The organism is Exiguobacterium sp. s168 (assembly GCF_018619035.1).
GTDB classification, from domain to species: Bacteria; Bacillota; Bacilli; order Exiguobacteriales; family Exiguobacteriaceae; genus Exiguobacterium_A; species Exiguobacterium_A acetylicum.
This window is the reverse complement of sequence record NZ_JACSNE010000021.1, coordinates 25,621-38,041: the sequence shown is the minus strand read 5'-3', so window position 1 is coordinate 38,041 and position 12,421 is coordinate 25,621. Positions and strand designations below refer to the sequence as shown.

At 47.7% G+C, this 12,421-nt stretch carries 12 protein-coding genes and 1 pseudogene; 5 read left to right on the top strand and 8 right to left on the bottom strand.

Annotation, left to right across the window (positions count from 1 at the left end):
* Positions 1-26: 26 nt before the first annotated feature.
* Together KNQ15_RS12030 and KNQ15_RS12025 are read right to left on the bottom strand one after the other, a co-directional pair.
* Positions 27-872: a metallophosphoesterase gene (locus KNQ15_RS12030; protein ID WP_214729657.1), complete on the bottom strand. Its 846-nt coding sequence runs from the start codon at positions 870-872 to the stop codon at positions 27-29.
* A gap of 89 nt (positions 873-961) precedes the next feature.
* Entirely contained in the window at positions 962-2,518 is a 1,557-nt protein-coding gene (locus tag KNQ15_RS12025; RefSeq protein WP_047391880.1) for a BCCT family transporter, read from the bottom strand.
* A gap of 378 nt (positions 2,519-2,896) precedes the next feature.
* On the opposite strand from KNQ15_RS12025, the gene KNQ15_RS12020 reads away from it, so the two are divergent.
* From KNQ15_RS12020 to speB, 3 genes are all read left to right on the top strand, one after another.
* The gene (locus KNQ15_RS12020) at positions 2,897-3,568 is read left to right on the top strand and encodes an NAD(P)H-dependent oxidoreductase (protein WP_214729656.1); all 672 of its coding nucleotides are present in this window, start codon (positions 2,897-2,899) and stop codon (positions 3,566-3,568) included.
* Between the two features lie 144 nt (positions 3,569-3,712).
* Positions 3,713-4,555 (top strand): polyamine aminopropyltransferase, encoded by an 843-nt coding sequence (speE, locus tag KNQ15_RS12015; protein ID WP_023466799.1) that lies wholly within the window; start codon positions 3,713-3,715, stop codon positions 4,553-4,555.
* 114 nt (positions 4,556-4,669) lie between these two features.
* Positions 4,670-5,542, top strand: a complete 873-nt coding sequence (gene speB, locus KNQ15_RS12010) for an agmatinase (RefSeq protein WP_214729655.1) — start codon at positions 4,670-4,672, stop codon at positions 5,540-5,542.
* Between the two features lie 50 nt (positions 5,543-5,592).
* Here speB and KNQ15_RS12005 read toward each other — a convergent pair.
* Together KNQ15_RS12005 and KNQ15_RS11995 are read right to left on the bottom strand one after the other, a co-directional pair.
* Positions 5,593-6,186, bottom strand: a pseudogene (locus KNQ15_RS12005) (LysE family translocator).
* Positions 6,186-6,644: an Lrp/AsnC family transcriptional regulator gene (locus tag KNQ15_RS11995; protein WP_214729652.1), complete on the bottom strand. Its 459-nt coding sequence runs from the start codon at positions 6,642-6,644 to the stop codon at positions 6,186-6,188. Before KNQ15_RS11995 ends, KNQ15_RS12005 begins: the two are co-directional and overlap by 1 nt.
* A gap of 221 nt (positions 6,645-6,865) precedes the next feature.
* Between KNQ15_RS11995 and KNQ15_RS11990 the strand changes: the two genes are divergently transcribed.
* Both KNQ15_RS11990 and KNQ15_RS11985 read left to right on the top strand, forming a co-directional pair.
* A complete protein-coding gene (locus KNQ15_RS11990; protein WP_214729651.1) occupies positions 6,866-7,654 on the top strand; it encodes a DUF4397 domain-containing protein in 789 nt (262 codons plus the stop codon).
* Entirely contained in the window at positions 7,626-8,234 is a 609-nt protein-coding gene (locus KNQ15_RS11985) for a class F sortase (RefSeq protein ID WP_214729650.1), read from the top strand. Before KNQ15_RS11990 ends, KNQ15_RS11985 begins: the two co-directional genes overlap by 29 nt.
* A 56-nt stretch (positions 8,235-8,290) precedes the next feature.
* Here KNQ15_RS11985 and KNQ15_RS11980 read toward each other — a convergent pair whose 3' ends face one another.
* From KNQ15_RS11980 to KNQ15_RS11965, 4 genes are all read right to left on the bottom strand, one after another.
* On the bottom strand, positions 8,291-9,592 hold the full coding sequence (locus KNQ15_RS11980; protein WP_214729649.1) for a protoglobin domain-containing protein: 1,302 nt from the start codon (positions 9,590-9,592) through the stop codon (positions 8,291-8,293).
* A 171-nt stretch (positions 9,593-9,763) separates the two neighbouring features.
* On the bottom strand, positions 9,764-9,988 hold the full coding sequence (locus KNQ15_RS11975; RefSeq protein WP_214729648.1) for a hypothetical protein: 225 nt from the start codon (positions 9,986-9,988) through the stop codon (positions 9,764-9,766).
* A gap of 87 nt (positions 9,989-10,075) precedes the next feature.
* Positions 10,076-10,282, bottom strand: a complete 207-nt coding sequence (locus tag KNQ15_RS11970; RefSeq protein WP_029343218.1) for a copper ion binding protein — start codon at positions 10,280-10,282, stop codon at positions 10,076-10,078.
* Positions 10,279-12,408 carry a heavy metal translocating P-type ATPase gene (locus tag KNQ15_RS11965; RefSeq protein ID WP_029343219.1) on the bottom strand — a complete coding sequence of 710 codons (2,130 nt, stop codon included), beginning with the start codon at positions 12,406-12,408 and terminating at the stop codon, positions 10,279-10,281. The genes KNQ15_RS11970 and KNQ15_RS11965 overlap by 4 nt, the downstream gene beginning before the upstream one ends.
* Positions 12,409-12,421: the final 13 nt, after the last annotated feature.

The window sequence follows — 12,421 nt, the reverse complement described above, 5'->3', positions numbered from 1 at the left end:
CGTGTGCCGCGGCACACGTTCTTTTTTCATGGTCGTTTCAGCGTTAAGACGACGAGTTCCGGATGATTGAACAGACGAAACGGAAACAGGCTGTTCCCGAGACCACGACTGACGATCAGTTCAGTCTGCTGTTCCTGATAGCGACCGGCCGTCACGGTTGGAAAGAATCCTTGACCGGGCGCATACAGACCTTCCGTAAACGGCAGACGAATCTGTCCACCGTGGGCGTGACCAGACAAAACGAGATCAATGGAACGCTCGGCATACAAAGATTTATATTCCGGACGATGCGCAAGCAAGAGCTGGAACGCATCAGGTGAGACGTCTTGCAATGCTTGATCGAGACTTTGACGAATGCCATCCGGTTCCGACAGACCTTCGCGCCATCGTGTCGTCGTCGGATCATCGATACCGAGTAACGAAATCGATTGACCTTGGTATTCGATGATGCGCGATTCATTCCGGAGAACGGTGACACCCAGTTGCTCAAGCTTCGGCAAAATCGTTAGATTGAGTCGCACCTCATGATTCCCGGTGACGAAGTAGACCGGATATCGATCAACGAGCGCTTTCATGAGTGTAAGGGCGGCCTCTTCACCGTTTCGCCTCGAGTCAATCAAATCACCTGTCATGACGACGAGATCCGGCTTTTCGCGATCAATCTTGTTCAGTAGTCGTTCTTGTTCATTCCCAAACGCTTTGCCATGTAAATCTGCGACCTGCACGACGCGATAGCCATCAAACGCTTCCGGTAAGCGATTCGACGTGACCGTCATCCGTGAGACATCAATGACGTTATTTTCACGATATAAAAACCAGCTTCCTAAGGCGAGGACACCAAGGGATACTAGCCAGCGTGTACGTTTTCGCATAAGCCACCTCATTTCTTCTACTCAGCATAATTCAGGATAACAAAAAAGACCTCCTTCCGCATGCGACGGAAGGAGGAAATCAATTCAATTTAAGCATCTTGTTTTAAATCTGTGACTTCTTTTTGCGCATCGGGTTCATCTGACAAGTCCTTGAACAAGGCGATGACCATCATTCCGACGACGAAGATGAACGGGAAGGCGGCTAGAACAGCGGCTGCTTGTAAGGCGCTTAATCCACCGGCATAAAGTAAGACGGCAGCGATCGAAGACTGGATGACACCCCAAGCAAGCTTGATGCGTAAGCTTGGCATCAGGCTACCGCCAGACGATAGCATACCGAGAACGTACGTCGCGGAGTCAGCCGAAGTGATGAAGAACGTCGTGATCAAGAAGACAGCGACGATGCTAAGGAACGTACCTAAGCCACCGAATGTCTCAAACAGAGCGAACATTCCAGTTTCGACCCCTTTATCGTTAACGGTCGAAATCAAATTGACGTTTTGGAACAATTCGTTCCAGATCGCTGACCCACCGAAGACCGAGAACCAAAGGAGACCAAAGATGGTTGGGACAAGCATGATGCCGATGACGAACTCACGAATCGTCCGTCCTTTTGAGACGCGGGCGATGAACGTACCGACGAATGGTGACCATGAAATCCACCAAGCCCAGTAGAAAATCGTCCAACCGTTGATCCACTCACGTTCATCTGGGTTAAAAGCAGAAGCCCGGAAGCTCATGACGGGTAAGTTCTGCAGGTAAGCCCCTGTCGTTTGCACAAAGAGGTCCATAATGAAACTGAACGGTCCGAGGAAGAGGACACCGATCATCAACAGAACGGCAAGAACGATGTTGGCGTTACTGAGACGAACGATTCCTTTATCGAGACCTGACGCGGCACTGATCATGTAGAGAATCGAAACGACGACAATGATGATGATTTGAGTCGTGAATGTGTTTGGAATACTACTTGTCAGGAAGTTGAGCCCACCTGAGATTTGTTGCGCACCGAGACCGAGTGACGTCGCGACACCAAATGCCGTTGCGACGATAGCAAGTACTTCGACAGTACCTTTACCGGCAGAAGCGTACCGAGGCTTCATCAATGAAGCGACAGTGTCACCAATCGTAGCAGGACGTCCTTTTCGGAATGTCGAGTACGCGATAGCAAGCGCGACGATCGCGTATAAGGCCCAAGGGTGGAGTCCCCAATGGAAGAACGAATAGCGCATTGCGAGGCGTGCTGCTTCCGTCGGATCGTCTGTTGCGACTGGTGGCGTATGGAAGTGCGTCAATGGCTCTGAGACACCCCAGAAGACAAGCCCGATTCCCATACCAGCACTGAAAAGCATCGCAAACCAAGAAATGAGACCATATTCAGGACGGTCCGAATCCTTACCGAGTCGGATTGAACCGAAGCGGGAAAAGATTAAAAAGATAGCAATGATTAAAAAAGCACTCATGCCGAGTAGATAAAGCCAGCCAAATCCGTTAGAGACAAAGGATTGTGCTTTAGCTGTGACATTTCCGAGACTAGCTGCACCGATTAGGGATTCCGGTAAGATTCCCCATATGGTAAAGAGCACACAGAAAATGACGGATACCATAAAGACTTTTGTGATCTTACTTTTTCGATTATTTTCCATCGTGTTCCACACCTTCTTTCGAATTTTACATAGTTGTTTTGTATCAAATGATGGCAACGACATTATCATTACCCCGTCAATCCGATAACAAAACCTAATCACGCAGGGTACTACCGTAACAAACATTTGAGCGGAAAAGCAAATCGACCGGGAAATGAGAACAAAAAAACCAATGATTTACAAGGAAGGGAGAGCAAAAAAGGGCTCAATCATGCGTATCTAAAATAATGTGGAAATAAAGAAAAAGAAAACGTTAATACTGTTATTTCCCGTTTCGTCTTAAAACTAACGTAAAGCTTGATATGAGCAAATCAGAGGCAGTCTGAAATCAGATTTGATATAACAAAAGCAGTCATCATTTTGAAGGAGGCATTTCCCATGGAAAAAGAACAACAAAAACAAGCGATTCTCGAAGCATTTCAATCTCGTCATGCCACAAAGGCATTTAACGGTCAAATGATCCCAGAAGAAGATTTTCGTTTCGTTTTAGAAACAGCGCGTCTGTCACCGAGCTCGTTCGGTTATGAGCCATGGAACATGCTCGTCATTCAAAATCCAGAAATTCGTGAAGCATTAAAAGAAGTCTCTTGGGGGGCGCAAGGACAATTGCCGACAGCGAGTCACTTTGTCTTATTCCTCGCCCGGATAGGGGAGCAAATGCAGGCAGATGGTCCACATGTCACGCAGATGATGGACTTCCTTGGTTTATCCGAAGAAGCGAAAGCCGGACGGACGAAGCGTTATGGTCTGTTTTTAAAAGAGGATTTCGCGATTGGTGATAACCCGAAAGCGATGGAAGACTGGGCAGCAAAACAAGCTTATATCGCACTCGGGAACATGATGTCGACGGCAGCACAAATCGGTGTGGATTCATGCCCGATCGAAGGATTCGACCAGCAAGCCGTCGAGCAATTACTCGTCGATCGTGGACTGCTCGATCGTTCTGTTTTCACGGTGCCGGTCATGGTCGCGTTCGGTTACCGAGCAGACGAAACAAAACGTGAAAAGCAACGTCGTCCGCTCGATGAAATCGTGACGTTCGTCGAGTAAAGACGAAAGACAAAAATTTTCGAATTATATAGAAGTTTCTTTCGAAATTCGGTATACTCGCATTTGTATGATTAAGAAGCGCCGTAAACGCCACTCGCATACGAACAACTTTTGTCTTGATGAAAGAAAGGGGTTCTATCGCAAATGGAACAAAAATTAAAGTTATGGTTCACGGAACACCAAACGGAAGATTACGGTATCACATTCCGTGTCAACCACGTTTATGAGAGCGAACAAACGGAGTTTCAACGCCTAGAGATGGTTGAAACGGACGAGTTCGGTACGATGTTGTTACTTGACGGAATGGTCATGACGACAGATAAGGACGAGTTCGTTTACCACGAGATGGTCGCGCACGTCCCATTGTTCACACACCCGAATCCAAAATCGGTTCTGGTCGTTGGTGGAGGAGACGGCGGAGTCATCCGTGAAGTCTTGAAACACCCGTCCGTCGAAAAAGCGGTTTTAGTTGAAATCGACGGAAAAGTCATCGAGTATTCGAAAAAATACCTCCCGAACATCGCAGGTGGATTGGACGATGCACGCGTCGAAGTCATCGTTGGGGATGGATTCATGCATATCGCAGAAGCAGAAAACGAGTATGATGTCATCATGGTCGACTCGACTGAACCAGTTGGTCCAGCGGTCAACTTGTTCACGAAAGGCTTCTACTCTGGTATTTCAAAAGCATTAAAAGAGGACGGCATTTTCGTCGCACAATCGGATAACCCATGGTTCACACCAGACTTGATCCGTGATGTTCAACGCGACGTCAAAGAAATCTTCCCGATCACGAAGCTCTACATCGCAAACGTTCCGACATACCCAAGTGGTCTTTGGACGTTCACGATCGGATCGAAGAAACATGATCCGCTTGCAGTTGCACCAGAGCGTTTCCACGAGATCGACACAAAGTATTACACGCCTGAGCTTCACACGGCAGCCTTCGCGCTTCCGAAGTTCGTTAAAGATTTGACGAACGGCTGAGCTCAGTCACTATAGCACACATGAACAGAGCGGTTTCGATCTTCGAAATCGCTCTGTTGTCAGGTAAACAGGCGTTTGCATCAGCAAGCGGCAAATGAACAGGAGGAATGGATCATGCGCTTTGATGAAGCATATTCAGGAAAAGTCTTTATCGCGAGTCAATCGACTCACGAGGATGCAAAAGGAATTTTATACGGCATGCCGATGGACTGGACGGTCAGTTTCCGTCCCGGTTCACGATTCGGTCCGGCACGTATCCGTGAAGTCTCACTTGGTCTAGAAGAATATAGCCCGTACTTAGATGGTGACATCGCCGACGCGAAGTTGTTTGACGCGGGAGATATCCCGTTACCATTCGGGAATGCCCAAAAATCACTTGATATGATTGAAGAATACGTCGATTCGTTACTGACAGCAGGCAAGTTCCCGCTCGGTATGGGTGGCGAACATTTAGTCACGTGGCCGGTCGTCAAAGCGTTTGATAAACACTACGATGATTTCGTCGTACTTCACTTTGATGCGCATACAGACTTACGTGACGAGTATGAAGGAGAGCCATTGTCGCACTCGACGCCACTCAAGAAGATCGCAAACTTGATCGGACCAGAGAACTGTTATTCATTCGGAATTCGTTCAGGGATGAAAGAAGAGTTCGAATGGGCGAAGACGTCAGGCTACAACCTCTTCAAATACGAGATCGTCGAGCCGCTTCGTCAAGTTCTTCCGACACTTGCCGGTAAAAAGGTCTACGTCACAATCGACATCGATGTTCTTGATCCGTCAGCAGCACCAGGAACAGGGACACAAGAAATCGGTGGAGTGACGACGAAGGAACTACTCGAAGTCGTTCACATGATCGCACGAGCAGACGTCGACGTCATCGGCGCGGATTTGGTAGAAGTATGCCCAGCGTACGATCAGTCGGATATGACAGCGATCGCGGCAGCGAAAGTATTACGCGAAATGATGATTGGATTCATTAAATAAGTAAAATACAAAAAAGAGACCAGACGTGCTGTCGGTCTCTTTTGTTTTGCTCAGAGGAAGAACTGAATGACCCCGAATGCACCAAATCCGATGATTAGACTGGCAGACGTCCATTGAATGATACGTAAAGTGGGTGTCGCAAGCTGATGTTTGAGCAGATGCGTGATGTTCGCTAGAATGACCCACCAAGCGGCAGAACCAAGAAAAATACCGATTAGAAACAAAAAGGCATCTTGTCCGTTCATCATTGTTAACTCAAAGCGTGCAAACAACGCCAGGAACAGTGTGATTGTCATCGGGTTCAAGAACGTCAGGAGTAAGACGGACAGATAGGCACTTAACCGTGACGAGGCTGTATCGGAAATCGAGGCGTTCGAAGAAGCTTGAAACATCGATTAGCCGATGTAACACAAAAACAGACTGCCGATCAGTTGCATCCAGTGTGCTTGAGTGATTAGGGATTGGACAAGCGAAAAACCGGACAATGCAATCAATCCATAAGTGAAGTCTGCCGTTGCGGCTCCGAGTCCGGAAACGATGCCGGAAATTCGTCCATGTCGAAGCGTTCGTTGCATGCATAAGAGGCCGATTGGACCAACGGGGGCGGCTAAGGCAAACCCGATTCCAAAACCAGTCGCAAACATCAGTCGATCTCGGGTAACGGAAAATGGAACGATTCCTTTTCCGTCCGCATGATGATCGTCGTTTTCGTCCGTAGGATTCCTGGTAGCCCTTTAATCTGGTAGGTGATGATTTCATCAAGCTGTTCCGTGTCCCGACAGCGTATTTTGAGTAAATAGTCATCGTCACCCGCAATATGATGACACTCAAGAACATGTTCAAGTTCTTGAACTCGTTTCAGAAATGGTGCTCGATGTTCCGGTCGCTCGAGTGAAACAGCGACAAAGGCAGCTAATCGATAGTCGAATGTGGAGGGATCAAGGACAGTCGTCAACTGAAGGATGATACCTTGCTCTTGTAAGCGCGCGACGCGCTCCGCAACAGCCGGTGCCGATAAGCCGATGTGTTGTGCAAGTGTTGACCATTTCATTCGGGCATCCCTTTTCAAAAAGTTAATAATTTTTAAATCGTAAGAATCCATAGGTTTTAACCTTCTTTTCTATTGTTTTTAAAAAATATTTTATTTCGAAAAGAAATAAAAAGTCAATGTGTTTGTAGAACAAGTTCATAGCACACTGAAATCTTTACACATTTACGGCAGTGTCTTAAGTTTAAGATGTCACCACGAAGGAAATGTTCAGAAGTGTAAGAACATTGGTTTGAGAGCGATGTACATTTGACAATCAGAAAGGTGGAAAAAAGATGAAGAAACTCTTATCGTTTGTGACCGCTACGCTACTGTTTGCGCTATTTGTATTACCAGTAAGCGCGGCAGATCACGCAATGGTTCGTGTCATTCACGCTTCACCAGATGCTCCGGCAGTCGATATCGCGGTCGATGGCAAAAAAGCGGTATCAGGAGCAAAATTCAAAGATGTCACGGATTACCTCACACTACCATCTGGCGAACATAAAGTAGAAGTATTCGCTGCAGGAACAACAAAAGATCCTGTGCTCTCTCAAACACTCAACGTAGAAGCTGGTAAATTCTATTCGGTCGCAGCAATCGGCAAACTAGCTGACATCAAACTCGCGGTCATGGAAGACAACGGTAAAGGCGAAGATGGAAAATCAATGGTTCGTGTCGCACACTTTGCACCAGATGCACCAGCTGTTGATGTCGCACCAAAAGGTGGAGACCCACTCTTCAGTAATCTTGAATTCTCGAAAGTCTCTGACTACGGTACACTCGATGCAGGTACGTATGATCTTGAAGTCCGTCCTGCAGGCGCAACGGATGTCGTCAAAGCACTGGATGGTGTCAAACTCGACAGTGGCAAAAACTATACAGCACTCGCAATTGGATTACTTGAAGGCGAACCAGCATTTGAAGTCCTCTTGATCCCAGACGGTGGTGAAATGGCATCAATGCCAGAAACAGGACTTGGTGGTTCATCTGATACGGCTTCTGCTACACCATGGGCCGTTGCAGCAGCAGCTGCCTTGTTAGTAGGAACAGCATATGTCGTCCGTCGTAAACAAAACGCTTAAGAGTAGTCTTCTTCTCTTACTCGTATTAGCCGGATGTCAATCGGGATCACCTCCAGATGCTACAAAGCCGGAAAAATCAAAACAAACCGAAACAACGACGTCTTCTTCGTCCACTCCATCCGAAAAGGTGGACGAAGAGTCGTTCATACCAACACGTATTACGATTCCGACGCTCGATGTGAAAGCGAACATCGAAGTCGTCGGGAAGGATAAACAAGGACGGATGGATGTTCCGAAACAGACCGATCAGGTCGCTTGGTACAAGTACGGAGCAAAAGCCGGACAAACCGGAAATGTCGTACTAGCTGGACACTTGGATGATCAAGAAGGTCCCGCTGTTTTTTATGATTTAGCCAAGTTGAAAGAAGGACAACGGATTGAAGTGACGGGGAAAGCAGGACAACAGGTATCATACGTGGTGACGAACGTCATGTCCTATCCTGTTGATGAAGCACCTGTTGGATCAATCTTCGGTGCAACCGTCATGAATAAACTGACGCTCATTTCATGTATTGGTACGTTTTCAGAATCAAAAGGATACGATCAGCGTCTTGTCGTCACAGCAGAACAAGACGAGTAAAGTAAAATAGGCAATTCTTATTTCGGTTAAAACCGAGAATAAGAATTGCCTATTTTTTAATGTGTTTCGGAAGCAGCGACAAGGTCCGTCGTCAGTGTCGTCAAGCCTTGTGTCGTCTTACTGAGTCCTTGGATCGTCTCGACGATTTGTCCAAGGTTTTCCTTGTTACGTTCAAATAAGGTGAGGGAGTTTTCCATCTCGCTCTTAACGGTTTGAATTCCTTGTTTCACTTGTTGCAATTCTTGCTGCGATGCGGTGTTGGCGCGTGTGATGTCTTCCATCTGAGAAACGAGTTGTGTGATATTACCATTGTTCTTTTGAATCAGACCATTGATGCTACTACTTAATGACTTGGCATTTTCAGCAAGGTTTCGGACTTCCGTCGCGACGACAGCAAAACCTTTACCGTGTTCACCGGCACGTGCTGCTTCGATCGAAGCATTCAACGCGAGTAAGTTCGTCTGATTGGCGATCGCTTCGATGCTTTGCGTCATCTGGACGATGTCATCCGACGTCGTCTTCAATTCATGGATGCTTTCAAGCGAAGTACCGACTTGTTGTGTCGATTGAGCGAATTGTTGCTCCATCTGTTGCATCTGTCGTTCGTTGGCAATCGTCATTTGGACAAGCTGCTGACTCGTCTGCTCTGTCTGAGCTGTTTCTGCTAATACTTGTGAGGCGCGACGGCTCGTCTCAATGATGGCATGATCCGTGTGCTCGACGGAACTGGCAACTTCTTGACTGACACGAACGACGTCTGTCAAAAGTTGACGGCGCGACTCGTTCGCGGTCGTCACTTCGTTTAAGCGAGAATCGACGTATTGACTTGTCACGATTTGAGCATCCAAGTTCATCGCGTGAGTCAATGCAAGCACAGCTGTCGTCAGTTGGGCTGGGTCATGTTGATAGTGTTCGACGATTTTTGGAATCAACAACGTCTGAAACGCTGCGTAAGAAGCGATGAACCACGTGACGGGAACGAAGTTATGTTTATGCGTCTGTCCCATCCGTGTTCGCATCGCAAGGAACGACTCATCCATATTTCCTGTCAGTAGACTCGTGAAGTAGTCGGCGAAGACTTTCTTCAGTCGTTCGCGTGTCGATGATTGTTTCGCGATCGTTGCCATCTCGGGATTCAATAATAGATGGTCAAGCACTTGCTCGAGGACTTCATCTAAGATACCTTGAACGACAGGCGCCATCGATTTGAGTGTCTGTAGCTGTTCTTCTGTATAGCCCATGTATACGAGACGGGATGTGAGATCAGGATCTGCCGTCTTTGTAATGAGACGGGAATCAGGAAAGCCGATTGTAGCTTGATAAGCTGAAGTAGTCTTACTTTTAAAAGGGTTACGCACGTAGTTGCCTCCAATACTCAAGATGTGAATAAATTGATGTCTGTTTCTTATCGGTTCATCTTGACGAAGTGATACTGATTTTCGAAAAAAAGACGAGAATATTGAAAAACATTGACCGGAAACAAAAAAACTCATGGCAAGTGCCATGAGGAGAATAAAAAATATGCAGGATTAGACCGGTTGATCTTCCTGAAATGCTTTTTTGGCGTCCGCAATCGAGCGCATTCGTTGAACGCAAGCTTGAACGAATTGAATGTCAATGGAGGTGAAACGGGTGACAGGTCCACGAGCTGACTCGGCACTGAATGTGAAGGTTCCGAGATTCCAAAGTTCGATTTTAAATCGTTTTCCTTTGTTGTCGTCGAAGTGTTCTACGAATTCGATTTTCGGTACCATACGAACCCCTCCTTACTCCGTACATTCCCGCTTTTCAAAAAATAAAAAAGCCAAACTGCGAGTTAGAAGCAGTTTGGCTTAAAAAAATTATGCAGTCGGCACATCATAGCCGATCTCTTCAATCGCATCGACGAGACGCTCACGTGAAACGTCCTCATGCTGTACGGTCACTTGGTTTTGTTCGAGTGAGACAGTTGCCTGTTGCACACCTTCGACTTCAGATAGAGCGGATTCAACACTCGCTTTACAGTGATTGCATGTCATACCGATAACAGATAATGTTGTTTCTTTCATGATGATGTTCCTCCTTCAGATAGTGGGGTACGTTTTAATCGTAACGCATTCGTCACGACAGAGACAGAGCTGAATGCCATGGCAGCGCCCGCAAGCCATGGGGCAAGCAGCCCGAGAAAAGCGACCGGAATGCCAATCGTATTATAGCCAAGTGCGAAGACAAGATTTTGACGAATATTTTTCATCGTTTGCTCACTCAACTCGATCGCAAGTAAAACTTGTTTTAAGTCGTGTCCAAGCAATGTCACGTCGGCTGCTTCAAGGGCAACATCCGTGCCGCTACCGAGCGCGATGCCAACGTCCGCCGTTACAAGAGCAGGGGCATCATTGATACCGTCTCCGACCATCGCGACACGTTTCGTTTGTTGAAGTGATTGAATAACATCAGCCTTTTCAACAGGTAAGACGTCAGCAAAGACGAACGCTGGATCGAGTCCAAGCTCCTCTGCTAAATGCTCGGCGACTTCCCGACGATCACCGGTCAAGAGATACACTTCTTTTGTCTGGCGCAACCGCCGGATCGTTTCTTTCGCTGAATCTTTCAACGCGTCACGGATGGCGTATCCGGCAACGACTTTTCCGTCGACAGCAACATATACGAGTGTCGCTCCAAGTGATGTCCAGTCGGGAAGAGTAAGACCGCGTTCCTGCATCATTCGCGCCGATCCGACGATGAGATCATGTCCCATGATTTGTCCCGTGATCCCATGTCCTGATTCGACGTGGAATCGTTCGATATCAAAGACGACATCCCGTTCTGCTGTGATGGCGCGAGCAAGGGGATGTTCCGATTGCCGTTCAAGCGCAGCAGCGAAATCGAGCGCTGTCTCCGTACCGAACGTTTCGACGACGATGGGGCGACCGACTGTCAGTGTTCCGGTCTTATCAAAGACGACAGCATCGACATGTTGAAGATTCTCGAGTTGAGCACCGCCCTTGAAGAGAATACCTCGTTCCGCCCCTTTTCCGGTTCCAACCATGATCGAAGTTGGTGTCGCAAGCCCGAGCGCACATGGACAAGCGATGACGAGCACCGCGATGGCAGGACGAATCGCTTCCGCAAAGGAACCGGTGAACATCCACCAAGCGGCTAACGTCAGAAGCGCGATGGCAACGACGATCGGCACGAACACACCAGAAATCCGATCGGCTTGTCGTTGAATCGGTGCTTTTTCAGTCTGCGCTTGTTCGACGACACGAATGATTTGCGAGAGAACTGTCGCTTGTCCGATTTTTGTCGCTTCGACTTGTAAAGATCCGTTCGTATTCAGCGTACCACCAATGACGGATTCCCCAACCGTTTTATGAACAGGCGCGGATTCACCAGTCAACATCGATTCATCGAGATACGCGTCGCCAGCCCGAATGACACCATCTGTCGGAATTTTGTTCCCGGGTTTTACGAGTAAGATCATACCAGTTTGAATCGCGTCGATGGAGACAGTTCGTTCCTGTCCATCCTCTAAGACGACGGCTTCCTTCGCTTGAAGGGAGAGCAGGCTTTTGATTGCTCCTGTCGTCTGTTGTTTGGCACGGTCTTCGAGAACTTTACCGAGCAGGACGAGTGTAATCAGAATCGCGCTTGTCTCAAAGTAAAGGTGAGGCATATTAGAGACGAGTAGCATTTCAGCAACGGAATAAAAGTAGGCTGCCGATGTCCCGAGTGCAACGAGAACGTCCATATTGGCACTCCCACTCCGTAAACTTTTATAAGCCCCGCTGTAGAAGGGCGCTCCGATGATGAATTGTACTGGTGTTGCTAAAGCAAACTGTAGCCACGGATTCATCAAGAATGGAAGATGAAACGGACTGTTCGGAATATGCGTCAGCATGCTCGCAAGCAGCGGTAACGATAGAAGGGCCGCGATGATAAAGCGATACAGCATCCGGCGATTCGATTTTGTTGCGTGTGGTGCTTGTTTGACCGTTGCCCCGTAGCCGATTTTTCGGATTTTTTCGATGATCGCTTGATCGTCATAGGCATCAGAAATCGAGACACGAGCGGTTTCAAGCGGCAAGTTGACCGTTGCTTCAACCCCGTCCATCCGGTTGAGGACTTTTTCAATCCGGGCAGAGCAGGCGGCACACGTCATGCCTTCAATATCAAACTCAATCGTTTTTGACATCAGAAAACCCTCC

Coding starts and splice junctions, on each gene's coding strand:
- KNQ15_RS12030 (WP_214729657.1), bottom strand. CDS start 872: ATGCGAAAACGTACACGCTGGCTAGTATCCCTTGGTGTCCTCGCCTTA.
- KNQ15_RS12025 (WP_047391880.1), bottom strand. CDS start 2,518: ATGGAAAATAATCGAAAAAGTAAGATCACAAAAGTCTTTATGGTATCC.
- KNQ15_RS12020 (WP_214729656.1), top strand. CDS start 2,897: ATGGAAAAAGAACAACAAAAACAAGCGATTCTCGAAGCATTTCAATCT.
- speE (WP_023466799.1), top strand. CDS start 3,713: ATGGAACAAAAATTAAAGTTATGGTTCACGGAACACCAAACGGAAGAT.
- speB (WP_214729655.1), top strand. CDS start 4,670: ATGCGCTTTGATGAAGCATATTCAGGAAAAGTCTTTATCGCGAGTCAA.
- KNQ15_RS11995 (WP_214729652.1), bottom strand. CDS start 6,644: ATGGATTCTTACGATTTAAAAATTATTAACTTTTTGAAAAGGGATGCC.
- KNQ15_RS11990 (WP_214729651.1), top strand. CDS start 6,866: ATGAAGAAACTCTTATCGTTTGTGACCGCTACGCTACTGTTTGCGCTA.
- KNQ15_RS11985 (WP_214729650.1), top strand. CDS start 7,626: ATGTCGTCCGTCGTAAACAAAACGCTTAAGAGTAGTCTTCTTCTCTTA.
- KNQ15_RS11975 (WP_214729648.1), bottom strand. CDS start 9,988: ATGGTACCGAAAATCGAATTCGTAGAACACTTCGACGACAACAAAGGA.
- KNQ15_RS11970 (WP_029343218.1), bottom strand. CDS start 10,282: ATGAAAGAAACAACATTATCTGTTATCGGTATGACATGCAATCACTGT.
- KNQ15_RS11965 (WP_029343219.1), bottom strand. CDS start 12,408: ATGTCAAAAACGATTGAGTTTGATATTGAAGGCATGACGTGTGCCGCC.